17 protein-coding genes are annotated in these 24516 nt (G+C 69.2%); 10 read left to right on the top strand and 7 right to left on the bottom strand.

Annotation, left to right across the window (positions count from 1 at the left end; translation table 11 throughout):
- Window positions 1–23: 23 nt before the first annotated feature.
- The 7 genes from ahcY (at window position 24) to F0U63_RS22600 (ending at window position 6829) form a co-directional block, all read left to right on the top strand.
- A complete protein-coding gene (ahcY, locus tag F0U63_RS22630; protein ID WP_395847986.1) occupies window positions 24–1442 on the top strand; it encodes an adenosylhomocysteinase in 1419 nt (472 codons plus the stop codon).
- Window positions 1443–1530: 88 nt separating this feature from the next.
- On the top strand, window positions 1531–2220 hold the full coding sequence (locus tag F0U63_RS22625) for a helix-turn-helix transcriptional regulator (RefSeq protein ID WP_395847985.1): 690 nt from the start codon (window positions 1531–1533) through the stop codon (window positions 2218–2220).
- A gap of 116 nt (window positions 2221–2336) precedes the next feature.
- A complete protein-coding gene (locus F0U63_RS22620) occupies window positions 2337–2708 on the top strand; it encodes a VOC family protein (RefSeq protein ID WP_395847984.1) in 372 nt (123 codons plus the stop codon).
- Window positions 2705–3148: an EVE domain-containing protein gene (locus F0U63_RS22615; RefSeq protein WP_395847983.1), complete on the top strand. Its 444-nt coding sequence runs from the start codon at window positions 2705–2707 to the stop codon at window positions 3146–3148. Before F0U63_RS22620 ends, F0U63_RS22615 begins: the two co-directional genes overlap by 4 nt.
- Window positions 3149–3405: 257 nt before the next feature.
- Window positions 3406–4479: a prenyltransferase/squalene oxidase repeat-containing protein gene (locus F0U63_RS22610; protein ID WP_395847982.1), complete on the top strand. Its 1074-nt coding sequence runs from the start codon at window positions 3406–3408 to the stop codon at window positions 4477–4479.
- Between the two features lie 472 nt (window positions 4480–4951).
- The gene (locus F0U63_RS22605; RefSeq protein WP_395847981.1) at window positions 4952–6088 is read left to right on the top strand and encodes a hypothetical protein; all 1137 of its coding nucleotides are present in this window, start codon (window positions 4952–4954) and stop codon (window positions 6086–6088) included.
- A 120-nt stretch (window positions 6089–6208) separates the two neighbouring features.
- Entirely contained in the window at window positions 6209–6829 is a 621-nt protein-coding gene (locus F0U63_RS22600) for a TIGR02265 family protein (protein WP_395847980.1), read from the top strand.
- An 18-nt stretch (window positions 6830–6847) separates the two neighbouring features.
- Here F0U63_RS22600 and F0U63_RS22595 read toward each other — a convergent pair whose 3' ends face one another.
- Window positions 6848–9064 (bottom strand): PhnD/SsuA/transferrin family substrate-binding protein, encoded by a 2217-nt coding sequence (locus F0U63_RS22595; RefSeq protein WP_395848407.1) that lies wholly within the window; start codon window positions 9062–9064, stop codon window positions 6848–6850.
- A gap of 251 nt (window positions 9065–9315) precedes the next feature.
- Here F0U63_RS22595 and F0U63_RS22590 point away from each other — a divergent pair, with 251 nt between their 5' ends.
- Entirely contained in the window at window positions 9316–9678 is a 363-nt protein-coding gene (locus F0U63_RS22590) for a hypothetical protein (RefSeq protein WP_395847979.1), read from the top strand.
- A gap of 144 nt (window positions 9679–9822) precedes the next feature.
- Complete coding sequence (locus F0U63_RS22585) at window positions 9823–12183, top strand: SulP family inorganic anion transporter (protein ID WP_395847978.1); 2361 nt, start codon at window positions 9823–9825, stop codon at window positions 12181–12183.
- Between the two features lie 47 nt (window positions 12184–12230).
- On the opposite strand, the gene F0U63_RS22580 is transcribed toward F0U63_RS22585, so the two are convergent.
- The 6 genes from F0U63_RS22580 to F0U63_RS22555 all read right to left on the bottom strand — a co-directional run bounded on the left by F0U63_RS22580 (window position 12231) and on the right by F0U63_RS22555 (window position 23288).
- The gene (locus F0U63_RS22580; protein ID WP_002620661.1) at window positions 12231–12470 is read right to left on the bottom strand and encodes an Lrp/AsnC family transcriptional regulator; all 240 of its coding nucleotides are present in this window, start codon (window positions 12468–12470) and stop codon (window positions 12231–12233) included.
- A gap of 14 nt (window positions 12471–12484) precedes the next feature.
- Window positions 12485–13630 (bottom strand): fatty acid desaturase family protein, encoded by a 1146-nt coding sequence (locus F0U63_RS22575; RefSeq protein WP_395847977.1) that lies wholly within the window; start codon window positions 13628–13630, stop codon window positions 12485–12487.
- 71 nt (window positions 13631–13701) lie between these two features.
- The gene (locus F0U63_RS22570) at window positions 13702–14466 is read right to left on the bottom strand and encodes a YoaK family protein (protein WP_395847976.1); all 765 of its coding nucleotides are present in this window, start codon (window positions 14464–14466) and stop codon (window positions 13702–13704) included.
- Between the two features lie 185 nt (window positions 14467–14651).
- Window positions 14652–20120, bottom strand: a complete 5469-nt coding sequence (locus tag F0U63_RS22565; RefSeq protein ID WP_395847975.1) for a DNA repair ATPase — start codon at window positions 20118–20120, stop codon at window positions 14652–14654.
- A 111-nt stretch (window positions 20121–20231) separates the two neighbouring features.
- Window positions 20232–22436 (bottom strand): hypothetical protein, encoded by a 2205-nt coding sequence (locus tag F0U63_RS22560; RefSeq protein ID WP_395847974.1) that lies wholly within the window; start codon window positions 22434–22436, stop codon window positions 20232–20234.
- Window positions 22437–22547: 111 nt separating this feature from the next.
- Window positions 22548–23288: a hypothetical protein gene (locus F0U63_RS22555; protein WP_395847973.1), complete on the bottom strand. Its 741-nt coding sequence runs from the start codon at window positions 23286–23288 to the stop codon at window positions 22548–22550.
- A gap of 193 nt (window positions 23289–23481) precedes the next feature.
- Here F0U63_RS22555 and F0U63_RS22550 point away from each other — a divergent pair, with 193 nt between their 5' ends.
- A complete protein-coding gene (locus F0U63_RS22550) occupies window positions 23482–24513 on the top strand; it encodes a DNA topoisomerase IB (protein WP_395847972.1) in 1032 nt (343 codons plus the stop codon).
- The last annotated feature ends 3 nt before the right edge of the window (window positions 24514–24516 follow it).

Here is a 24516-nt window from a genome sequence, read left to right as displayed (position 1 = left end):
TGCCGCCACGCAGGAGCAACCGCATGAGGGCTGTCGTCGATTTGAACAAGTTCACGGATTACAAGGTCGCGGACATCAAGCTGGCCGAGTGGGGCCGCAAGGAGATCGCGATCGCCGAGACCGAGATGCCCGGCCTCATGGCGATCCGCGACGAGTACGCCAAGCGCCAGCCGCTCAAGGGCGCGCGCATCGCGGGCTCGCTGCACATGACCATCCAGACCGCGGTGCTCATCCAGACGCTGGAGGCACTCGGGGCGGAGGTGCGCTGGGCCTCGTGCAACATCTTCTCCACGCAGGACCACGCCGCGGCCGCCATCGCCGCGGGCGGCACCCCCGTGTTCGCCTTCAAGGGCGAGACGCTGGAGCAGTACTGGGACTACACGCACCGCATCTTCGAGTGGGCCGATGGCGGCTCGCCCAACATGATCCTCGATGATGGCGGCGACGCCACGCTGCTGCTCCACCTGGGCGCCAACGCGGAGACGGATTCCTCGGTGCTGGCCAAGCCGGGCAGCGAGGAGGAGACGATCCTCTTCGCCGCCATCCGCAAGCGCCTGGAGAAGCAGCCGGGCTGGTACTCCAAGACGCTCAAGAACATCCAGGGCGTCACCGAGGAGACCACCACGGGCGTGCACCGGCTCTATCAGATGGCGAAGGAGGGCCGGCTCAAGTTCCCGGCCATCAACGTCAACGACTCGGTGACCAAGTCCAAGTTCGACAACATCTACGGCTGCCGCGAGTCGCTGGTGGACGCCATCAAGCGCGCCACGGACGTGATGATCGCGGGCAAGGTGGCCGTGGTGGCCGGCTATGGCGAGGTGGGCAAGGGCTCGGCGCAGGCGCTGCGCGGCCTGCAGGCCCAGGTGTGGGTCACCGAGATCGATCCCATCTGCGCCCTGCAGGCGGCGATGGAGGGCTACCGCGTGGTCACCATGGACTACGCCGCGGACAAGGCCGACATCTTCGTCACCGCGACGGGCAACTTCCAGGTGCTCACCCACGAGCACATGAAGCGGATGAAGAACAACGCCATCGTCTGCAACATCGGCCACTTCGACAACGAGATCGATGTGGCGAGCCTGCGCCAGTACAAGTGGGACAACATCAAGCCGCAGGTGGATCACGTCATCTTCCCGGACAACAAGCGCATCATCCTGCTGGCCGAGGGCCGGCTGGTGAACCTGGGCTGCGGCACCGGCCACCCCAGCTACGTGATGAGCTCCTCCTTCGCCAACCAGGTGCTGGCGCAGATCGAGATCTTCACCAAGCCGGGCCAGTACAAGCCGGGCGTGTACATGCTGCCGCGGCACCTGGATGAGAAGGTGGCGCGCCTGCAGCTGTCCAAGCTGGGCGCGGAGCTCACCCAGCTCACCCCCGAGCAGGCGAAGTACATCGGCGTGACCCAGGAGGGTCCGTACAAGAGCGACCACTACCGCTACTAGTCGCGGGTGGAGCCTCGGGGGGGCGGAGGCGCGCGGTCCGGCGCCCCGCCCTTCCCCTTGAGGCGCTCTCTCGTGGAAGATTCCCCCCGTGTCCCGCGCTGAACGACTCCTCGAGCTGCTCCAGGTCCTCCGCCGACAGCGGGGTCCGGTGAGCGGCGCGGTACTCGCCGACAAGCTCGGCATCAGCCTGCGCACGCTCTACCGCGACATCGCGAGCCTCCAGGCCCAGGGGGCGGCCATCGAGGGAGAGCCCGGGTTCGGGTACATCCTCCGTCCGGGCTTCATGCTCCCGCCGTTGATGTTCTCGGAGGAGGAGCTCGAGGCGCTCGTGCTCGGCTCGCGGTGGGTGGCGCACCGGGCGGATGACCGGCTTGGGCTCGCCGCTCGGGACGCGCTGGCCAAGATCGCCGCCGTGCTTCCGGAAGACTTGCGGGATGACCTCGAGTCCTCGACGCTGCTCGTGGGTCCGGGTGAGCCGCTCGTGGCCGGAGACCTGGACCTGGGGACCGTGCGGCGGGCCATCCGGGAGGAGCGCAAGCTCGTCATCACGTACCGCGATCTCAAGGAGGCCGAGAGCACGCGGACGATCTGGCCCTTCGCGCTCGGCTTCTTCGACCGCGTGCGCGTCATCGTCGCCTGGTGCGAGCTGCGCCAGGGGTTCCGGCACTTCCGCGCGGATCGGCTCACCACGCTGACGCCTTCACAGACGCGCTATCCGCGCCGGCGCCAGGCGCTGCTGCGCGAGTGGCGGGAGCACACGCGCATCCCTCCCCAGTAGCGCCCGCTCGCTGCTGACAGAATCTGACAGGGGCCTCCTCTATGACGGTTCCCGCCGGACGGGTTCTCCCCGCTCCGGCGAAGACGTTCCCCTTTTCGTCACCCCGGAGAGCCACCATGGCCGAGCCCAACTTCGTCCTTCTCTACGTCGACAGCCCGCCCGTCAGCGCCGCCTTCTACACCGAGCTGCTGGGACGGCCGCCCGTCGAGTCCTCGCCCACCTTCGCCATGTTCGTCCTGTCGTCGGGAGGAAAGCTGGGGCTCTGGTCGAAACACACGGTGGAGCCCGCCGCCACGGTGACGGGCGGCGGCGGTGAGCTGGCCTTCGCGGTCGCCGATGCCGACACCGTCCGTGCGATGCACACCGATTGGCGGGGGCGTGGGCTGACCATCCTCCAGGCGCCGGCCGACATGGACTTCGGCCACACGTTCGTCGCCATCGATCCCGACGGCCACCGCCTCCGGGTCTTCGCTCCGAGCGCGTCATGAGCCGCAATTGGATCGCGGTGGCCTCGGCCGAGCACGTCCTGCGCGGTCGCGAGGCGGGCTTCATGCAGGTCTGTCACGGCAAGGCCGCGCCGCTGCGCCGCCTCCAGCCGGGAGACCGCGTCATCTACTACTCGCCGACCGTCTCGTTCCAGGGCAAGGACAGGCTCCAGGCCTTCACGGCCCTGGGTCTCGTGAAGGCCGGAGAGCCCTATGTCTTCGACATGGGCGGGGGCTTCCGTCCGTTCCGCCAGGACGTGACCTGGCTTCCAGCACGCACCGCGCCAATCCAGCCCCTGCTCGAGTCCCTCGACTTCTCGGCGGGGCGACGCAACTGGGGCTACCAGCTTCGCTTCGGGCTGTTCTCCATCAGCGAGCATGACCTACAGCTCATCGCGCGGGCCATGGGGGTGCGGCTTCAGCCGATGGAGCAAGCCGCCTGAGCACGGGATGTCTCCGGGGCCCGCGTCATCCGCGGGCCCCGCTCCCCAGGCCCGGGAGAACTCGCGAAATCCTCGCGTCCTCTAAAATTGTCTGCCTGGGCCGGATTTCCGAGCGCGTCTGACCGATCGAAAAGATCGCCGCGCGCCTTGAAGCCAGCCATACTGGAGCCGAAGGCACCTTCATCGGCCGCCGGGTCCTCGGGCCCCGAGTGTCCATGAAGCGCCGAAGGGCCGGACGACCTGGGGGGAGGACGCGGATGCAAGCCATTCGACGAGAGGAGCCGGAGCTGGAAGGCACGGTCCACGAGGCGCTCGCGAGAGCCCGGCGAGCCCTGGAGCAGGCGCAGAAGGAGGATGGGCGCTGGTTGGATTTCCGCTTCCGGTTCGTGGTGGGGGACCGGGACGTCATCAGCTCGCAATGGGTCACCGCCTATGTCGGACAGGCATTGGCCCGGGTGGGCGCGGACCCAGCCGTGTTGCGGCGGGCGCGTGACTGGTTGAAGGCGCATGCTCATAAGGAGGGGGGCTGGGGCTTCAGTCTGGCCACCCCCGCCGACGCCGACTCCACCGCCAACGTGGTGCACTTCCTCTCACACACCCGGGGCGAGCCCTCCGACGAGGCGGCGCTCGCCGAGGCCTGCGCGCAGCTCTTGCACTACTGGGACGAGGCCGAGGGGGGCTTCCGCACGTACCGCCCCGCCGAGCGGCCCTCCCTGGACGGTTGGGCCAGCTATCCGGGCAGCAGCTGGTGTGACGTGCACCTGTGCGTCAGCGCCCTGGCCGGACGGGTGCTGCACGCCGTGGGCGCGCCGCGTCACCGGCCCGTGCTCGAGGCCTGTGCCCGCCGGGTGCGGCAACGGCAGTCACCCGAGGGCTTCTGGGACGCCTATTGGTGGCACGGCCGGACGTACACCACCCGCCACGCGGCGGAGCTGCTCCAGCTCGAGGGGGACACGTCCGGGGCGGTGGCCCGCGCGGTGCGCTGGACGCGGGACACCCAGCGGGAGGATGGGGGCTGGGGCAACGGCCTCGGGGGCCCGTCCACGGCGTTCGACACCGCGCTCGCCCTCGCCACGCTGCGGCTCGACCCCGGGCCCTCCGGCGCCGCGCTGCGCTCCGGCCTCCTCTGGCTGGTGCGGACCCAGCGGCCCGAGGGGGACTGGGACAGCGCCCCCCTCATGCGGATGCCCCGTCCCACGGAACACACACCCTGGGAGGATCCCCAGGGCTGCCTCCTGCTGCCCGTGCTCACGGATCGCAACCGGCTCTTCACCACCGCCACCGTGGTGTCGGCCCTGGCGGATTGTCTCGAGGGGCCGCCGCGCGGATGAAGAATCCCATGGCAATCCAATACAGCGCGCCTGTCCCGTCTTCCCCGAACTCCAGACGGGATGATTTCTGACCCAGGGGAGGTCATCAATGACTTTCAAGAAAAGAGAGCCGGGCTCTTTGACATCTCATCCGCCGCTCTTTATTCTTCCAATCACTTTCGGCGGAAGGAACCACTGACCGCCGGAAGCCAACCTGGACAGATACTCGTCCCCCCATCCAGGACCACCATCCCCAGTGAGGAAATGCCATGAGCAACGAGACCCTCTCCGAGCAGCCTGTCAATCTCACCGAGCTGAGCGATGAAGCGCTGGATGACCTCATCTCCGGCGAAGCGCAGGAATTGAGCACCACGCAGGCCTGGCAGTAATCCATACCCGCCACCCTGTCATTCCAACGGACGGGCGCCCCGAACGCGCCCGTCCGTTGTTTCTTTGGACGGCCAGGGTTGTCAGGCATTGAGGGAGGGGGCCCATGAGTGATGCATTGGATGCGTACCTGAGACTCGCCGCGCCGCACCTGTCTCCCGAGCTCGTCTCGCCCGAGGCGTTCGGGAATCTCCAGCGGATTGCCCGGCAGCTCCCGCCCGCCTCGGCCTCCGGCTTCGAGTGCCGGCTGGGTGAGCCCCAGGCGCTGGCGGATCTGGGCGTGAGGTTCCTCGCCGCGGATGGCAGCCGCGCGGTGCTCGCCGGACGGGGAGACCCCGAAGGCCGGTTCGAGCTCTCGCGTTTCACCCACCCCGTCTGGGAGCGCCTGCGGCGCTTCGGCGCGCGCTGGGACGAGCCGGGCTCACGGCTCGCGCGGGAGATTGGCGACATCTTCCTGGAGTTCGACGTCGAGGGGACGCCCGAGCAGATCCCCATCCCCTCCTTCTTCATCGAGTACGAGCGGGGGGCGACGCGCGGCCTGGAGATCATGGAGGAAGCCCTCACCCTGCTGTGGGGCGAGCCCCTGGCCCCCACCGTCCGGGAGCGGGTGATCGCCTGCCTGGAGGCCCTGCCCTCCGGCGGCCAGGTGTCGGCCGTGGGGGCCATGTTCTCGCGCCGCTTCGAGGGGGTGCGGCTGTGCCTGCACGGCCTGTCGCCCGCCACCCTGCCCGGCTATCTCGAGCGCGTTGGCTGGCCGGGAACCCGTGCCGAGTGGGAGCCGCTGCTGTCAGCGGTGGCGCCTCGCGTGGAGCGGATGGCGCTGAGCCTGGATGTGGGCGGCACCGTCCAGCCCCGCCTGGGCGTGGAGTGCCATCTGGCGGAGAGCCTGCACGAAGCGGACACCGCGCGCTGGTCAGCACTGCTCGAGGTGCTCGAGGAGCGGGGCCTGTGCCTGCCCACCAAGCGGCGGGCGCTCGTGGACTGGGTGGGTCATCTCCACCTGCGCTCGCGTCCCGAGGCCCTTCCCACCCACCTGCGCACCCTGTCCGAAGGACTGGGCCCTCACGCACTCCCCGTCTTCCTGCGGCGGATCAACCACGTGAAGCTCGTCTTCCAACCCGGCCGCCCTCCCGAGGCCAAGGCCTACCTCGCGCTCATCCAACGCTGGCTGGGTCAGGATCGGCGGCGGGGGCGCTATGTCTTCGGAGATCTCGACGAAGTCCGCACCTCACTCGCGCAGTGAAGCCCTCGCCTGCTTCCTCCTCCTCCCATCAGACACCCACATCCTCCCCCAAGGTATGGCTCTGCGGAGTGCATGACGGCTAGAGTCTTCCGCCCTGGGCGCGATGGGAGGATCCAGCGGATGACAGCGAGTCAAATCTCCATGGAGGAAGAGTCGGGGTTGGGGACGGAGATGGAGCTGCAACGGCGGCTCTCCATGGCGACGGCCACCGACACCGTGCGGGGATTGTCCTTCCACAACCTGCTGGACGCGGTGCGCCTGGAGCTGGGCGACGAGGCCATGGCGCGCTGCCAGGCGCAGTGCGTGGAGACGAGCTTCAAGAGCTTCTTCACCTATCCCGTCAGCGACTACCTCCGGCTGCAGTACACGGCGGCGTGGATGCTCCAGGAGAAGTACGGCTCGTTCGACAACGCGGTGCGCCGCATGTCCTCGGGGCTCGCGCCCGGCTTCCTCAGCTCGGTGGTGGGCAAGGCCTTCATGCTGCTGACGAAGGAAGGGCCCAGGCAGCTCATCAACAACATGCCGGTGGCCTTCCGGGCGGCGGCGAGCTTCGGGGAGCTGTCCGTGCACTGGACGGGAAGCCGGCGGGGGGTGCTCGTCACCCGGCGCGACTTCCTGCTCTACCTCAGCCACGAGGGCGGGTTGATGGGGCTGTTCCGCACGCTGGGCATCACCACCGCCGAGGTGCGGGGCCGGCAGGTGGGGCCGCTGGACAACGAGGTGGAGTTCTCCTGGGAGTGAGCGCCGGGCTCGCCGCCCCTACCCGGCGAGCAGCGCCGGGGAGGCGTCCGGCTCCGAGCGGGGCCAGGGCTGATCCCCGGCCTCGGGCAGCGTGAGGGTGAGCAGCGTGCCACGGCCCTCGTGGCTCTCGGCGCGCAGCGTGCCGCCCAGGCTCGTGACGATGGCGTGGCTCACCGACAGGCCCAGCCCCGTATGCGGGGCGCGCGCGGAGACGACGGGCTCGAAGATGCGCGAGAGCGCCTCGGGGGGCAGGCCCCGGCCCGTGTCCTGGACTTCCACCACCACCTCGCCTTCCTCGCCCGTGTAGACGGCCACGCGCAGCACGTTGCGCGCGCTGTTCTCCACGTCCATGGCCTGCACGGCGTTGAGCAACAGGTTGAGGAAGAGCTGGCTGAGCCGGGCCTCGTCCGCGTCCACGGGTGGCACCTCGTGGAAGTCGCGCTCCAGCCGCGCCCGGGCCACCAGCTCGCCGCGCACCAGCTTCAGCGCGTTGTCCAGCACCGGCCGCACGTCCACGCGCGCCCGGTGCTCCGGCGGCTTGCGCGAGAGCGTGCGCAGGTCCTGCACGATGTGCTTGAGGCGCAGCGCGCCCTGCACCGTCTCGGACAGCGCCTCCAGCACGTCGTCCAGCGCCTGCCCCGCCTCGCCGCGCAGGCGCGGCGACTGGCCGAGCCGCTCCAGCTCCTCGCGCGCGAAGGAGAGGTTGGCCAGCATGAAGGCCAGCGGGTTGTTCATCTCGTGCCCCACCGCCGCCGCCAGCGAGCCCAGCGCCGAGAGCCGATCCGCCTGGAGCAGCCGGGCCTCCATCTGCTTGCGCAGCGTCACGTCGCGCGCGAACAAGCGCAGGCCGGGCGGATCGCTCAGCTGCAACACCGTGAGCTCCCAGTCACGGCCGCGCAGCTGCACCGTGGGCATGGGCTCGCCCGCGCACGCGCCACGCCAGGCCCACTGCAGCGCGGCCTGTACGATCGGATGGTGCGACTCCTGCTCCAGCAACTCTGGGAAGGCCGAGTACGTGGCCCCATTGGCGTAGCGCAGCTCGCCCTGCGAGCTCAGCTCCAGCAACGGCTCGGGATGCAGCAGCGGAAAGGAGGCCAGGCGGTAGAGGGGATCCTCCAGGGCGCGCATCGCCGAGACGTCGCGCACCAGCAGGCCCAGGTGCGCCCCGGCCGCGCCCTGCTGGGGGACGCAGGGGGTGATTTCCGCCACGTACCAGCGCGACTCCCCCTCCACGTCCAGCTGGTAGTCCAACCGTCCGCCCAGGCCGCGCTCGCGCACCGTGCGGGCCAGGGACAGCAGGGGCTCGCTCGCCTCCTGTCCCAGCAGCTCCGGCAGCGTGCGCCCATCGGCGCCGGTGAGGTCCCGGCCAAACGCCCGGCCCGAGGGAGACCACACCCGGTGGCAGCGCTCCTGCCCGTCCAACTCCGCCACGAGGTACTCGGCGCCGAGCATTGGCCGGCTGGCGGTGGGCGCGCGCTCGGCCTCGGACGGCAGGACGAAGCCCTCCACCCGGAAGGGCCCCATCAACATCTCCAGGCCCGAGCCATCGACGTTCATCCGCGTGAGCACGGCGACGATCGCCTGGGCCTCCGCCTCGGACAGCCGCGGGGTGAGGATGATGCCATCGGCCAGGGTGGGCTCGGTGTAGAGGAACGGAACGAGCCGCGCCTGCTCGTGGCCGACGAAGCCCGCCAGGGTGGCGCGGATGGCGTGCTCATTGGAGTAGCTGGCGAACACGGACGTCACGTCCGCCTCCCCTTGGAGCACCGCCTGGAGCGCCCGGCGGTAGGTGCCCAGGAAGCGCTGCTCCCGGAAGAGCGAGTCCGGGGACAGGCCGCGCTGGGCCAGGAAGCGCACGGGCAGCAGGTGCCCTCCCGTGGAGTGCGGCGCCACCCAGGCGGCGCGCTGGCCCCGGAGCGTCTCGAGCGTGAGCGGCGCGTCCGCGCGGCACACCAGGGCCGCGTGGTAGTGCCAGCTGCCCGAGCGCACCGCGCGCACCACCGCCCGCGCCCGCGGCTCGTAGGCGTCACATTGCTCGGCCGTGGCCCACACCATGTCCACCTGTCCCCGTTGCAGCTCGGCCTCCAGCACCTCGTAGGAGGGCGCCAGCTCCATCACCACGGGACGTCCCAGTTGCTCGGACAAGGTCCGGCCAAAGAGTTCGACACGGACGTGCTCCCGTACCTCCCCGAGCGCGGGGTAGAGAAGGAAGCGGATGGGCCTGAGCGACGGCATCACGTTGTACGGTCCTCCTGAAGGCTCTCCGGTGGAGTCCACGGATACACCCTCCGCGGCCCTCCAGGGTGACCTTCCACGTCGCATCATACTATCACGGGGAATTGCCTCATTTTACACACTTATCTCGTTTATCTTGACTGGTAAATCTGTCAGTATGAGCCTGGAATCCGCTGATTCACGCAGAAGCTGCATGGGCTCAAATGAATTGGGGATGCACCGCGTTACCCAGATGGGTTAGATTAGGCGCCTTGCGTCGGCTCCCGCTCATCCAACTCCTGCTGTGCGCCCTGCTGGCTCTCCAGCAGCCGTCCGTGCTCGTCCAGGCGGGGTTCTGGCAGCGGTGCTCCCAGGGGCTGGAGGTCGAGGATCCCCCCCGTCCGACCCTGGCCGAGAAGGCGGAGCTGCCCGGACTGCGTTCGGGCTGCCAGCCGCGCTGGACGTCCGGGGCGGCGAGACGGTGGAGGCTGGAGCCCCGGCATGAGCCCCGGTCCGAGCGCCGGGTGGCCGCGGTGCCTCCGTCACACGAGACGCATACCGCCGTGGCACGTTGGCGTGCGGCGTTGATGCCGCCCCGCGTTCCGCCGGACGACGAGCAACGCATCAGGGGGTAGGTGCCTCGGGCGCCCATCCCCTCGGTCCGACAGAAGCGTCTCCCCTTCTTCACTTTCCTCAACTCCATGGGGCTCGTGGTCCCCGGGCATTCGGTTGCCCGGGCGCCATGGTGCCGCCGTGTCATCGAGCTCAATTTTTACGCCATGAGTGCAAACTTCCTTTCCCGGCTTCGTCCCCACCTGCCCTCCGTGCGTTCAGGCCTCGGCCTGCGCGAGCTGCTTCCCGAGTGGAAGGCCCTCTTCTCCCCGCGTGATCTCAAGGAAGACGTGCTGGCCGCCTTGCAGGTGGCCAGTGTGGCCGTCCCCCTGTCCCTGGCCATCGGTCTGGCCTCGGGAGTGTCCCCGGAGATCGCCCTGGTGACGGCCATCGTCGCGGGCGTCGTCGGCTCCCTGTTTGGCGGAACGCCCCTGCTGGTGACGGGTCCGACCGCCGCCATGGCGGTGCTCATCGCCTCGGCCGTGCAGCAGTACGGCCTGCGGGGCCTGCTCACCATCGGCCTGGTGGTGGGCGTGCTGCAGGTGATCACCGGCCTGTTGGGGCTCGGCCGCGCCATCCGCCTGGTGCCCACGCCGGTGGTGTCGGGCTTCACCGCCGGCATCGGCGCCATCCTCCTCGTCTGGCAGCTCCCGCGCGCCCTGGGCCTGCCGCCCCCGGACCAGAACCACGTGTTCGACGTCCTGGGGCACCTGGGCCAGTTGATGCATCAGGCCCAGCCCGTCGCGCTCGCCCTCACCGCGCTCACGCTGGCCATCACCCTGAGCCTGCCCCGGGTGGCGCCCAAGCTGCCCTCGCCCCTCATCGCCGTCGCCGTCACCAGCGCCCTCGTCCTGGGCCTGGGCCTGGACGTGCCGACGCTCGGCGCGCTGCCCCACGCGCTGCCCCTGCCCGCCATGCCGAGCATGCCCACGTCGGGCTGGGTCCAGTTGATGAGCACCGCGCTCGTCGTCTACGCCCTGTCCTCCCTGACGGCGGTGACGGCCGGCGGCGTGGTGGCCAGGCTCTCCCCGCGTCCCACGCATGATCCGGATCAGGATCTCGTGGGCCTGGGACTGAGCAACATGGCCGTGTCCCTGCTCGGCGGCATCCCGGCGGCGGGTGCCTACGCGCGCGCCGCGCTCAACGCGAAGGCCGGGGGACGCACCCGGCGCGCCACGCTGCTCCACGCGCTGCTCGTCCTGGGGGCGGTGCTCCTGGTGCTGCCCGTGCTCGCCCACATCCCCATCGTGGCGCTCGTCGGCGTGCTGATGGCCCTGGCGGTGCGCATGCTGCGCCCGAGGGATCTGCTGGGGCTCTGGAAGGTGTCGCGCACGGAGGGGACGGTGTTCATCGTCACCTTCGCGTCCGTCGTGCTCCTGGACTTCATCGTCGGCGTGCAGGCGGGCATCATCGTGGCGCTGGCCATCGCCGTCACGCGGCTGGGCCGGGGCCAGGCGGGAATCGTCCACACCAACTCGGCCGGGCCCTACCGCTTCCTGCTCACCGGCCCCATCACCTTCCTGAGCGCCGGGAAGATCGAGGCCATGCGCAACGAGGCCCACGCGCTGGAGCCCGGGCGCGGCATGGTGTTCGACTTCTCGGACGTGACGACCATGGACGTGTCGGGCGCGGAGCTGATGACGCAGCTGGTGCGCGAGCTGCTGGAGGCCCAGCACCCGCTCGTCATCCAGGGCGCGCTGCCCGAGGTGCAGCGCCTGCTGTTGCGCCAGGCCGGAGACGACTCGCGCTTCGAGGAGCTCTTCGCCCTCACCGAGTCCGACGTGGTGGCCCGCCTCCAGGGCCTCGAGGGCGCGACGCAGACCTCGCCGAGGGATCGGCTGGTGCACGGCGTGGAGCGCTTCCGCCGCGCGCGCCGCCCCCGCTACGGGGAGCTGTTCGGCCGGCTCGCCAAGGGCCAGACGCCGCACACGCTGCTCATCACCTGCGCCGACAGCCGCATCAGCCCGAGCCTCATCACCTCCACGGATCCCGGCGAGCTGTTCATCGTGCGCAACGTGGGCAACCTCGTGCCCGAGAACCACTCGCCCCTGTCCCCCGCGGTGACCAGCGCCATCGAGTACGGGCTGGAGGTGCTGGGCGTGTCGGACGTCATCGTCTGCGGCCACTCGGCCTGCGGCGCCATGAAGGCGCTCTTGAGCAAGGACAAGCCCGAGGGGCTGCCCGGGGTGGTCAACTGGCTGGCCGAGGCCACGCCGGTGCTCGGCAAGCTGCCCCCCAACGCCACCCCCGAGGACGCGGCCAAGGCCAACGCCCTGGTGCAGTTGGACAACGCGCTCACCAACCCCGTGCTGCGCCGCAAGTACGACGCCGGCGAGGTGCGGCTGCACGCCTGGTTCTACGACGTGGGGCACTCGGAGGTGCTGGAGTTCGAGCCGAAGACGGGCGTGTGGGCCCCCCTCGGCCTCCCGGTGCGCGACAACGCGGCCCGCGCCGAGGGTGACGGGAGCCGGCCCGCACAGGCCAACGGCCACGTCTCCGAGGAGGACGCGGCGGCGCCGGGCATCTAGTCCCGGTGGGAAGGGGGCCCGGTCATCCGGGCCCCCGCCCCCGCCCGCTAGAAGGCGCTGAAGGTGGTGATGGTGTAGGTGTCCTTGATGCCGGGCATCGTCTGGATGCGCTCGGTGACGAAGCGGCCGATGTCCTGCGCCTTGTCGAGGTGGAACTTGGCCAGGAGATCGTACCCGCCCGAGGTGGAGTAGACCTCCGCGGCCTCGTCGACCTGGTCGGCGATCATCGCCGCGGTCTTGTACGTCTGCCCCAGCTCACACTTGATCATGACGAAGATGGTGTGCACGGGCGCGCACCCTATCACGCCACGTCGGGAAGCGGTTCCTCCGCCCCACCCTTGCTCCGGCCCAGGCTCGCGAGCCGCCGCATGGAGCTCTTGCCCACCACCACGTCCACCATCTTGCGCGCCCGCGTCCAGACGCTCTCCTGCACGTAGGGGATGCCATGGCGCTCGCACAGCGCGCGCACCTTGGGCTGCACCCGCTGGTACTGGAGCATGGACAGGTCCGGGAAGATGTGGTGCTCGATCTGATAGTTGAGCCACAGGTGGAGGTAGTCGTTGAGATCTCCCCCCGTGCGGTAGTTGGCGCTGCCGAGCACCTGCTGCAGGTAGCGCTCCCCACGCCCCTCCGGGGCCGAGTCGAAGCGGTAGAGATCCTCGCCGGTGTGGTTGGGCCCCACGACGAGGAAGGTGTGCAGGTTGGTGAGCACCTCGGCCATGAGCGAGTTGCCCAGGGCGCTCAGGCCCGCCCAGGCCCCCAGGGGCAGGAAGAGCGCGGGCAGCACGACGAAGTTCCACGCGGCATAGGGCGCGTAGCCCGAGCGCAGCACCTCCCGCCACTCCTCGCGCGTGAGCGGACCGTCCGGCCGGCGCTTGCGCCGCAGCGAGGCGAGCGTCTCCGGGGCGTAGTAGCTCGCCCGCCAGGTGATGGCGAGCAGCGCGAGCTGCGTGTAGCGCAGCGCGAGTGGGATGTCGCTCCGGCGCAGGGAGCCCTCGGCGTTGCGCTCGAGCAGATCCGGATCCGCGTCCTCGCCGGTGTGCGAGTGGTGGAGCACGTTGTGCTCGAAGACCCAGGCCTCGGGCAGCATCCAGTCGAACCAGTCGACGAAGCGGCGCGCGCCCTTGGCGAAGCCCTTGCTGGTGCGCTCCACGGGAGTGCCCGGCACACGGTCATAGCCGCGGTGGCCCACGTGGTGCATGAGCAGCCAGCGCGTGGAGCGGCCGAGGCTCAGCGCCACCGCGCTCAGGGGATTGGGCCCAAGCCAGCACGTGGCCAGCCCCACCGCCGTGGCCGTCCGGCCCCAGCGCTCGATGCGCCGCAGGTGGGTGAGATCCTCCTCGCCCACGCTGGCGTCGATCTCCGCGCGCAGCGCGCGCACGTCACGCAGGAAGGCCTCGACGTCCACGGACGAGGGATCGAAGCCGGAAGCGGCGGGGGACGACATGCGCGAACCTCGATGACTCGGACGGGGGCAGGGAGCGGGCCCCTGTCCGAGATCATCGGGCCACGCGGGACTCAGGTACTGGCTACGGGAGGCGACTGGGTCGCCATGATACTGAGATCAATGGCGATCACCGCCAACAATCCCACACACGGCAGGAGCAGGACGATGGTGCCGAAGGTGAGGAACAGGAACGAGCCGATGAAGCTTCCCAGGATGAAGGCCACGGCGAGGCCGAGCTGGAGCCGGGCCCGCTCGAATTGAGGGGCGACGGGCAGCTCGAACAGGCGAAGCAGGAAGCCACGGGCCCCTTCCTTCCGGCCTCCGTCCAGCACCCACACCGCCATGCGCACGATCTGGATGCCCAGATCCGTGAGCACACCGGTCAGGTGCGTGGGGCGCACCACCGCGCCGGACACGCGCGTGGTGAGGGCGTTCTGCAAGCCCATGCTGAAGGCCAGGCCGTGCGTGAGCAGCGCCTCGTGGGTCTCCGGGCGATGATGGCCCCAGAACGCCACGAAGCCGAGCGTGGTGATTTCCACGGCGAGCGCGGGAATGTACTGCCCCCGGGCGCGATGGCGCGACGTCTCCAGCAGCGCCTCCGAGGCGATGGCTCCCAGGATGAAGGCCATGACGAGCTGTCCGGCGCCGATGGCGTTGTCCAACCGTCCAGCGGCGAACGACTCACCGAACCAGGACACATTACCCGTCATGTGACTGATGCGAACCCCGAAGGCGAAGAAGCCGATGGCGTTGACTCCACCAGCGACCCCCGCCAGCAACAGGGCCAGCGTGAAGTAACCAAAACGTCCACGAGATTTGATTCCACTGAAAGGCATAGAACGGGCGGTAACCTGAGGGATGGAAACAGTGGGCGGCCCGGCCCAACAATGGCCGGACGCGTCAATATTCCCATAAGTTCAATTAACTTTCAAGGTTTCCGAACAATTCTAACAATACCCACTCTTCGAGAGTACGCCAGACTCCCACCCGTCTCATGGGAGTGTTTGCTCACGGGGGTGCGTCAGCTCATGGGGCGCTGGAGGGACTGAAGCAATTCCAGTGCCTCGGTAACGGCTTGCCAGACTTGCATCGCCTTGAGGCTGTCCTCACCACTCTGCAGTGTCCGCTTGGCAACGCGTTCCAGGGGCGCCAGGGCATTCTCCACCAGGGAGAGCTGCCGCCCCAAGTCCGGTGACAGAGATGTCACGGAGTTCACAGCCGCGCGATGCAGGGCCTGTGCCGGTGGGGAAATCACCGCCGCGGGCACCGGGCGCTCCGCCATGGTCTTCACCGCCAGTGTCAGCTGTTCCATGACCGGACCCAGGTCCACCGCCGGCGCGGGTGCCACGGAGCGCTCGGCGAGCGCCCGGAGGACCTTGGCCAGGTGTTGCAGATAGGGGGTGAGATCCGTCCCCGGGGGCACCTGCACCACGGGCGCGGGAGACTCCTTGCGCACCAGCTCCAGCATCGCCTCGCGCAGGGCCTCCAGCCGCGGCGCCATCTCCGCCACGGGGTTGACTCCCGAGGCGCCACGTGTGCTCTCGGCCGCGCGCACCACCGCGTCGCGCACCGAGCCGAGCTGCTCCTCGATGGCGCCGAGCTGACCCGTCACGCGCGCCACCGGATCATCCTCCTTGCCGCCCATGCGCTTGACGCGCGCGAAGCCCTGCTTGATCTCCTCCCAGCGCGCCGCCTGCTCCGGCGACAGCCGCCCGCGCAGCTCGCGCAGCTTGAGCAGGTTCTGCTCGGCCGCGGTGGTGAGCGTCTGCGATTCGCCCTGGTAGTGATCGTCGAGGAGCCGCTCCAGCTCCTCGTCCGTCATGGCGGCCACCACCTTCTCGGTGACCTTGCCCATGTTGCGGTAGGAGCCCTGCAACTTGAAGGGAGGCTCGGTGCGGAAGCGCTCGTCCTGCGCCGCCGAGGCGATGTATTGCAGGTTCACCTCGAGCATCACCTTCTGCACGCGGAAGAGCCGCTGGAAGATGGCGACGATCTCCTGCAACTCCGCGGCGGCATAGCCATAGGACAGCTCGCCCGTGGGCACATCCTCGCCCCGGGCCATGCGGATGAGCTTGTGGATGTCCGCCGGATCCCGCGTGGCCAGCGGCGCCAGGGCCGCGTTGGAGGTGAGCGCGTTCTCGATGTAGCTCAGCGCGAACAGATCCTGCTTGCCATCGAGGATGTCACCCAGGTTGTAGGTGTCCGCGCGGTTGGCGAGCATGTCTGGGATGCGGAAGCGATCGCCCGTCTCCGTATAGGGATTGCCCGCCATCACCACGCAGAACTTCTTGCCGCGCAGGTCATAGGTGCGCGTCTGGCCATTCCACACGCCCTCCACGCGGCGCTGGCCGTCGCACAGGGAGATGAACTTCTGGAGGAACTCGGGATCCGTGTGCTGGATGTCGTCGAGGTAGAGCATCACGTTGTTGCCCATCTCGAAGGACAGGTTGATGCGCTCCACCTCCTGGCGGGCCGTGGCGTTGGGGGCCTCGGCCGGATCCAACGACTTCACCGAGTGCCCGAGCGCCGGGCCATTCACCTTCACGAAGGTGAGCCCGAGGCGGCTGGCCACGTACTCCATCAGCGTCGTCTTGCCGTAGCCCGGAGGCGACATGAGCAGCAGCATGCCCATGCGATCCGTGCGCTTGTTCTCCCCCGCCGCGCCGAGCTGCTTGGCGAGGTTGGCGCCGATGAGCGGCAGGTACACCTCGTCGATGAGCCGGTTGCGCACGAAGGAGCTGAGCACCTTGGGGGTGAACTCGTCCAGGCGCAGACGGCGGCGCTCACGCTCCAACAGGTCGCGCAGGAGCCCCCGGTAGGAGTGGTACGCCGGCACGCGCACCTGGCGGAAGGCGCTCAGGCGGGCGAGGAACTCATCCAGCCGCAGCGCCAGCTTGCGCTCGTGCACGCGCGGGTGCTGGCCGAGCAGTCCCGTCACCTCGGCGGAGGTGAGGGCCCCGGCCACCTCCCGGTCCAGCTTGCGATCGGTGAGCAACAGCACCGCGGCCTCCACCGCCACGTGGGCCGCCGTGCCCGGTCCGCCCTCGCGCCGCGCGAGGTACGCATCCACCCAGGCGCGCACCACGCGCAGCCGCTCGGGGAGGCTCTTCTCCAGCCCGCGCAGGTCATCCTCGAACGCCGAGCGCGTGCCCGCGCGATCCAGGTGCGAGAGCAACGCGTCCTTGACGGCCACCGCCTCGCCACTGGTGGTGAAGCGGGGCCGCTCCCCGCCCAGCTCCTCCACGAGGTAGCGCCCGGCGAGCCGCGCCTCCGACGGGCCGGGCGTCACGCCCACCGCCGTGAGGAAGGCGCCGATGCGCTCGCCGGCCTCATCGCCGAGCACCAGCAATTCCGCGCCCTCGCCGAAGGCCACGCGCAGGCGATGCAGGCTGCGCGCCCGGCGATGCAGGAGCGCCTTCTCCTCGTTCTCCCCGCCCAGGGCCCAGTACAGGGCGGCCCAGGCGCGCGGCGTGGGGGCGAAGCGCAACAGCCCCGCGCCCGTGTACATGGGCAGCAGCTTCTCGAGGATGGCCACCGCGTCCGCGTCGTGGATGCCCCGCTCGTAGCCCTCGTCGTACTTGTCCGCCGAGTACGCGCGCACCTTCTCCAGCAGCTCTCCCGGATCCAGCGCCGCCTGCCGCAGCGCCGCGAGGCTCACGCCTCCCCTGCCCTCCTCCGCGTCCAGCAACACCTGCGCGGCGAGGTACTCGGCGCGGTACACCTCGGGCGTCTCGGACACGAGGTGCTGCTCCCACAGCTCGCGGTACTTCGCCAGCTCGGGATCCTCCAGCTTCTGGGCATAGTCCGTGCCCGTCAGTTGCAGGTAGAGCGCGCCGTCACGCGGCACCAGCGTCAGGTCCAACGTCTGGGTATTGACGTTGAAGCGGTGCTTGCCGAACTTGATGACGGGAGCGCCCGAGCCCTCCTCGTACAAGTCATTGCGGTCGCGCAGCGCGCGCAGGGCGTCCTGGCGCGCCGTCTTCACGCGGCTGAGCACCTCGTCCGCGCGCACGCTGTCCTGCAACTCCAGGAGCTGCTGGGCGAGCTGCCGCAGCTTGAGCACCATGGAGTCCGAGGCGAAGTAGGCGTTGAGCTCGTCCTCGGCCTTGAAGGACTTCGCCCGGCGGTTGACGCCGACGAGGATGCGCTCGGCGGCGCCGAAGAGGTTCTGCGCGCGGCGCTGGCGCTCGTCCACCAGGGCCTGCTTCTTCTGCCCGAAGGCCTCCAGCAATTCCTCGCGCTTCTGGGTGAGCTGGCCGAGGAACTCGTCGAACTCGCCGAAGCGCCCTTCCATCTCCTCCAGTTGCACGGTGAGGCGCGAGAGGCCCTCGTCGCACTTCTCCGGCGAGTCCGCCACGCTCAGCGCGCTCTCCACCGCCTGGCCGAGCAGCTTGAACTGGGCGCCGAACTCGGCCCGCTTCTCGCGGCCCACCAGCTCCTTGCGCCTGGCGCCTAGGCCCGCGCGCACGCGGTTGAGGCGGCTGAACAGCTCGGAGATGCCCTCCAGGATGCGCGCGCGCGCGAGCGGATCTCCCACCTGGAGCCCGCCCACCGTCTCGCTGAGCACCTCCAGTCCCTTGCCCACCTGCTCGATGTCCTCGCCGAGCGGGGCCAGCTCCATCGTGGTGCGCACGGGCTCCAGCCGGGCCAGCAGATCATCCAGGCGCGTGGCGAGGGGCCGCAGCGCCTCGTCGCCCTGGAGGAAGCCCACGGCGTCGGCGCTGACCCGGTCCGTCTCGGAGATGACCTGCTGCTCGAGTGTCTCCAGCCGGGCCACGTCGATGTAGCGCACCTCCTTGAGGGTGATGAGGTGGCCGCGCTGCTTGCGCAGGTCCGACAGCGCCTTCATGAAGCCCTCGGCGTTCTGCAGCTCCTCGGGGCGCACGCGCAGCAGCATCTGCTCCTGGGCCGCGAGGGCCTCGGCGATGGCGTCCTCGGCGCGCTTGCGCAGGGCGAGCACCTTCTCGAACTCGTCGATGATGAGCTCGGAGGTGCGGCGCAGGGACTCACTCCCCTCCTTGAGCCGCGTCTCCTCGTGCCCGAGCCAGTAGAAGGCATCGAGCATGCGCGAGGCGGCGGCGGCCAGGTCCTCGTAGGTGCGGCGCGAGGGCTTGTCCGAGCGGGCGAGCCGCACGAGCGTCAGCGCATCGGAGATGCCGCGCACGAGCTCCGCGTTGCCCACCTTGCCGAGGTAGCCGGGCGCGGGCGGCGTCTTCGCGGCGTGCTCGGCGGAGACGAAGGGCGTCTGCCACACCTGCATGGGGTGCACGCGCGTGGGCTCGTTGGTCGTCGCGCGGAAGACGACCATGCGCCCGTCCGCGAAGAGGCTGAAGCCGTGGCACTGCAACGGGTTCTGCACCTCCTTGCGCACGAGGTTGTACGGGAAGAGCACGTAGGAGCCGTCATCGCCGCGGAAGAAGACGTAGAGCACGTCCTCGCCGTTGGGCGAGCGGATGGCGCGCTTGAAGCGCAGGCCCTCGCCAATGCCCTCGAAGACCTTGTAGTCGCCCGTCTGGAGGTAGTAGCCGCCGGGGAAGACGATGCCCTGGTCCTCGGGAAGGCGGACACACGCCTGGCCCACGGCGTCGATGCGCACCACGTGCTGGGTGCGGGTGTTGAAGACGAGGTAGCGGTGCTTCTGCTCGCGGAAGGGCAGCACGCGCAGGAGGATGAGGCCCCCCACCTTCGCGTAGGCGAACTCGGCGTCGTCCAGCGACTGGTCCGGATCGTCCACGGGCTCGCGGTAGATGCCCTGCCCGTCCGCGGTGTTGTTCTCCACCTTGATGGTGAGATCGCCCTTCACCGTCTCCACGAACACCTGATCCAGGACGTTGACGTGGGGGTGCTGGCCGAACACGTAGTTGTCCCGCGTGGCCACCGTCCATTCGAAGTCATGGGCCGGGGGGAAGACGTGGTCGCGATCGCCCTGGTTGTCCAGGTAGGTGGCGTTGCCCTCCACGTCGAGCGAGAAGCGGAAGACCTTGATGTCGCGCTCGGACTGGCCCGTCTGGAAGATGGCCAGGAGCCGCGACTCGTTGCGGCGCAGTTGGATGAGCCGCGCGTCCTTGTAGTACTTGTAGAGCTCGCCGAAGTCCTTGACGAAGCGCGGATCCACCAGGAAGCCGCCGGCCTCGGTGGGGGGCACCTCGGAGAAGTCGAAGCCCTCGGCGGTCTTCTCGAACTTGTGCAGCGAGAAGACGTCCGCCACGGACGTGCCCTTCTTCAGGCCGATGAAGACGTTGTAGCCGAAGAGCAGGTACTTGCCGACGCCGACGATGTCGCGCGCCACGCAGTTGTTCTCGGTGCGCACGCGCTCGTTGCCGATGACGGTGAGCTCGGTGCCACCGAAGAGCTTCTTGCGCCGCTCGTTGAGATCCGAGGCCTGGGTGCCAAGCGTCTCCGCCTGGGTGAGCAGGCGCGCGCGGATGACCTCGTAGCTGCCGCCCTCCAGCGTGGCCTCGCCAGCGGGGGTGGGGCTTTGTGTTGCCATCGTCAGTTCACCGGGAAAAGCGGAGGAAGGGTGCGTCGAACCGCGGACGCCGCGCCCCGGGAACACGGGGGGCGCGGCGCCAGGTCATGCTCGGATGAGGCGGGCCTCGTCTCAGCCCTGGGTCCGCTCGGGAGCGGAGGCCCGGGGCGCGGGCTCGGACTCGACGAGCGACTTGAGGTTGGAGGCGGCGGCGGCGGTGGGCGCGGGCGCCATGCGGTGCAGCAGCGCGGCCATGGCCAGGTTCTGCGCGTCGCTGGTGAGGCCCGGCTTGGAGAGGATGTCCTTCAAGTCGGCGGACAGATCCTTCTGGCCGTTGAGGTAGCCGGCGAAGGCCTGCTTGAGCGTCTCGCTCTGATCGAGCGCGCCGTCCACGGACTGGCCCACGGAGATGGCCTTGATGAAGCGCTCGAAGAACTGACCGTCGCCACCGACGATGTTGATCTTCGCATGGCCCATCGTCTCGGCGAGCACCTTGGCCTGGTGCTCGGCGATGTCCTTGCGCACGTGGATGGAGGCGAGCTCCACGTCGCGCTCCTTCTGCAGGCGCAGGCGGAACTCCTCGTGCTCGCGCGTGGCGCCCTGGAGCAGCTTCATGGACTCGGCCTTCTCGGCGAGGCCGCGCGCCTCGGCGAGCAGCTTCTCCTCGATGGCCTTCGCCTCGGCGAGCAGCTTCTCGCGGGTGGCGATCGCCTCGGCCTCGCCGCGCTTCTGGATGGCATGGGCCTCGGCCTCGCCGATGCTCGCGCGCGCCAGTCCCTTCTCCTTCTCACCCGCCGCCTCGGCGACGAGCTTCTCGCGGGCGATGTTGGCCTCGGCCAGGCCCTGCTTCTCGATGACGGACGCCTGCACCAGGCCCTGCTTCTCGATGACGGCCGTCTCCGCCTCCTTCACGCGCACCGCGGCCAGGCCCTGCTTCTCCTGGGCGAGCGCGTCCGCCTCCTTCACGCGCGCGGCGGCGAGCCCCAGCGCGGCCTCCTCGGCCTGGATGCCCTCGGACAGGCGCATCTTCGCCTTGGCCGTCAAATCCGAGGCCTGCAGCTCGGCCTCGGCCAGGGTGAGCTTCTCCTTGGCGGTGAACTTGGACACCTCGTTGCTGGCCTCGGCGGCCTTGATGTCCTTGACGAGCTTCTCCTGGGCCTGGGCCTCGGCGGTGATGAGCAGCGCGTCCTTCTTGCGCGTGGCCTCGGCCTTCACGCGCAGGTCCTTGATGCGCTCCTCTTCCTCGGCCACCGTCTTCTCCACGGCGATGCGCGCGCGCACCACGTCGGCGATGGCCTTCTTCTCCGCCTCGAGCTGCTTCTCCTTGCCGATGCGCGACAGCTCCACCTCGCGCTCGCGGTTGATGGCCTCCAGGGCGCGGTCCTTCTCCACGCGCTCGGCCTCCACGCCCACCACGCGCTCGCGGTTCTTCTGGGCCACTTCCACCTGGCGCTGCTTGTTCTGATCGTTGATCTGGACTTCTTCCTCGGCCTTGATGCGCGCGAGCTGCTGCTTGGCGTACTCCTCGCTCTTCACGCGCTCGGCCTCGGCCGTCTCACGCGCCTGGATGGACTCGATCTCGCGCTTCTGCTTGGCGGCGGCCTCGGTGCGCTGGCGCTCCAGGGCGAAGATGGCCTCGTCGGCCTCCACGTTGCGCTTGGTGATGGCCATGCGCTCGCTCTGGCGGAACTCGTTGGTGTGGACGTTCTGCACGCTGGTCAGCTCGGTGATCTTCCGGATGCCCTGGGCGTCGAGGATGTTGTGCTTGTCGAGCATGTCCACGGGCGTCTGCTCGAGGAAGTCGATGGCGCAGTCCTCGAGCATGTAGCCGCTCAGATCCTTGCCGATGACGTGGACGACCTGATCCTTGATGGCCTCGCGGTGCGTGTAGAGCTCCTCGAAGTCGAAGCTCTTGCCCACCGTCTTGAGGGCCTCGGAGAACTTGGCCTCGAAGAGGTGCTCGAGCGTCTGCTCGTCACTGGCGCGCGCGCAGCCGATGGACTGGGCCACCTTGAGCACGTCCTCGCGCGTCTTGTTCACCCGGACGAAGAAGGTGACCTTGATGTCCGCGCGGATGTTGTCCTTGCAGATGAGGCCCTCCTTGCCGCGGCGGTCGATCTCCACCGTCTTCAGGGAGATGTCCATCACCTCGGCCCGGTTGATGATGGGCCACACGATGGAACCGGTGAAGGTGACGACGGGCTCGCCCTTGAAGGGGTTGATGATGAGCGCGCGGCCCTGGTCCACCTGCCGGTAGAACCTGGAGACGACGAACGCGGAGCAGAAGAGGAAGAAGAGTCCTCCCGCGATTCCGGAGGCGACGATTGGCAGTTCCATGTCGGTGCTTTTCCCGAACGAAGTAGACCGGGGGACTTCTGGAAGACGCGGCCGGCTCCCCCTGAAACGACTCCGGCGCGGTACGAAGAAAGAAAGAAAAGAACGGGCGGACTACCGGGTGCGGACCTTGTCCCGGGCCATGGCCGAGGCGGTGAGCGGATCCTTCAGGTGCTCGATTTCCTGGGGCAGCAGCCAGTCCACGGGCTCCACCTCGTAGGCGTCCCGGGTGGCGTCATAGGCGAGGATGAGTGCCTTCTCCCCGCGTTTGAGTTCATTCGTCTTGTCACACACGATGTTGAGGATGAGGCCGGCCCCGCCATCCTCGACGGTGGCGTGGCCGAAGCGGCCATCCACCCGGCCACTGGCGACGACGCACACCCGGCCCATCAACTCCGCGCGGCGCGGGGCCTGCTGCACGGCGAAGAGCGGACGCAGGGGCCGCACGGCGAGCCCCGCGAGCACCACCCCCACCCCGAGGCACAGCGTGGCCAGGCCCCCCGTGACGAGCACCCCCGGAAGCGCGCCGAGCAGCGCCTGGAGCGGACGGCCCACGGCCAGCGACAGCAGCCAGGAGAGGAAGACGACGAAGCTCACCGACACCGTGGTCGGCACCCCACCGAACCCGAGCACATCCAGGAAGGAGCCATGGGCGTGGCCCTCCAGGGCCGCCTTCGCTCCGCCCTCCATCGCTCCCTTGGCTCCTCCCTCGAGGGCACCGCCCATATGCCCGTCCAACACGTCGACGCCCACGGCGCCCACGATGACGGTCAGCCAGTAGCCGACCACCACGCCCAGGGGGATGGTGAACAGGACGGTGGGGAAGGCCAGGATGGCGGCCAGGAAGTCGGTCATCTCATCCAGTGATGAAAGAGGTAGCGGGAGTTTATTCCAGGACACGAGCCCCACGAACACCCCCCGGGTCGATTTTCCGCCTGCCCGCCCTCCTGCCGAGGGAAGGAGGGGTGCATTGACGCGACGCTACCGGCTGCACAGCCATAAAGGAGGCCGCGTGCACGGCACGTGACCGGGGAGCCGTGACGCGGACATGACGCACATCGAGCGATTGCAGCAGGTGGGAATCCACCGGGTGGGCACGCCCCAGCGAGGATTCCATTACCGGACGGCGGACGGCAAGCGCGTGCCCGCGAAGGAAGTCGAGCGCATCGAGGCGCTGAAGCTGCCTCCGGCATGGAAGGACGTGCACATCAGCCCCTCGGGGACGGCGCGGCTGCAGGCCATGGGCAAGGACAGCGCGGGCCGGTGGCAGTACCGCTACCACGAGTCCTTCACCCGGCGGCAGGAGGCGCGCAAGTTCGAGCGCATCGTGGACTTCGCCCGGGCGCTGCCGAAGCTGCGGCGGCGCGTGTCACAGGACCTGCGCAAGCGGGGACTGGGGCGGGATCGGGTGATGGCGTGCCTGTTGCGGATATTGGGCACGTGCTTCATCCGGCCCGGCAGCCAGCAGTACGCCGAGGAGAACAACAGCTACGGGCTGGCCACGCTGCGCGCCCGGCACGTGAAGCTCAAGGGCGACACGATCATCTTCGACTTCCCGGGCAAGAGCGGCCAGCACCAGCACCGCGAGCTGAAGGATCGCCAGGTGGCGCGGGTGGTGCGCGAGTGCATGAAGGTGCCGGGGAGGGATCTCTTCAAGTTCGTGCTGGACGACGGCGCGGTGGTGGACGTGCGGCGGCGCCACATCAACGAGTACATCCGCGAGGTGATGGGCGAGCGCTACAGCGCGAAGGACTTCCGCACCTGGGCGGGCACGCTCATCTGCGCCTGCGCGCTGGCGCGGGCCAAGGAGCGGGTGGCCCGGGATGCGGGCGCACGGGGAGTGAAGAAGTCCATGGTGGCGGCGGTGAAGGAGGCCTCCGAGCACCTGGGCAATACCCCGGCGGTGGCCCGCGCCTCGTACATCTACCCCTCGGTGCTGGCCATGTTCGAGAAGGGGCACGTGGTGGAGCGCTACTTCGAGTCGGTGGAGGAGCTGGCCCAGCACGACAAGCCCGGGCTGCACGGGGCGGAAAAAGCGCTCCTGGAGATGTTGGGGGGCTGCCAGCGGCCCGCCGTGTAGACT

Source organism: Cystobacter fuscus (assembly GCF_044360685.1).
GTDB lineage: Bacteria > Myxococcota > Myxococcia > Myxococcales > Myxococcaceae > Cystobacter > Cystobacter fuscus_C.
Note: the sequence above shows the minus strand (reverse complement) of the source record. Positions and strands in the feature narration are given on the sequence as shown.

Bases quoted from the DNA above. Each gene is read 5' to 3' on its own strand.
- F0U63_RS22565 (WP_395847975.1), bottom strand. From the start codon at position 20,120: ATGGCAACACAAAGCCCCACCCCCGCTGGCGAGGCCACGCTGGAGGGC.
- F0U63_RS22555 (WP_395847973.1), bottom strand. From the start codon at position 23,288: ATGACCGACTTCCTGGCCGCCATCCTGGCCTTCCCCACCGTCCTGTTC.
- F0U63_RS22620 (WP_395847984.1), top strand. From the start codon at position 2,337: ATGGCCGAGCCCAACTTCGTCCTTCTCTACGTCGACAGCCCGCCCGTC.
- F0U63_RS22600 (WP_395847980.1), top strand. From the start codon at position 6,209: ATGACAGCGAGTCAAATCTCCATGGAGGAAGAGTCGGGGTTGGGGACG.
- ahcY (WP_395847986.1), top strand. From the start codon at position 24: ATGAGGGCTGTCGTCGATTTGAACAAGTTCACGGATTACAAGGTCGCG.
- F0U63_RS22575 (WP_395847977.1), bottom strand. From the start codon at position 13,630: ATGTCGTCCCCCGCCGCTTCCGGCTTCGATCCCTCGTCCGTGGACGTC.
- F0U63_RS22585 (WP_395847978.1), top strand. From the start codon at position 9,823: ATGAGTGCAAACTTCCTTTCCCGGCTTCGTCCCCACCTGCCCTCCGTG.
- F0U63_RS22570 (WP_395847976.1), bottom strand. From the start codon at position 14,466: ATGCCTTTCAGTGGAATCAAATCTCGTGGACGTTTTGGTTACTTCACG.
- F0U63_RS22610 (WP_395847982.1), top strand. From the start codon at position 3,406: ATGCAAGCCATTCGACGAGAGGAGCCGGAGCTGGAAGGCACGGTCCAC.
- F0U63_RS22595 (WP_395848407.1), bottom strand. From the start codon at position 9,064: ATGCCGTCGCTCAGGCCCATCCGCTTCCTTCTCTACCCCGCGCTCGGG.
- F0U63_RS22550 (WP_395847972.1), top strand. From the start codon at position 23,482: ATGACGCACATCGAGCGATTGCAGCAGGTGGGAATCCACCGGGTGGGC.
- F0U63_RS22615 (WP_395847983.1), top strand. From the start codon at position 2,705: ATGAGCCGCAATTGGATCGCGGTGGCCTCGGCCGAGCACGTCCTGCGC.
- F0U63_RS22560 (WP_395847974.1), bottom strand. From the start codon at position 22,436: ATGGAACTGCCAATCGTCGCCTCCGGAATCGCGGGAGGACTCTTCTTC.
- F0U63_RS22605 (WP_395847981.1), top strand. From the start codon at position 4,952: ATGAGTGATGCATTGGATGCGTACCTGAGACTCGCCGCGCCGCACCTG.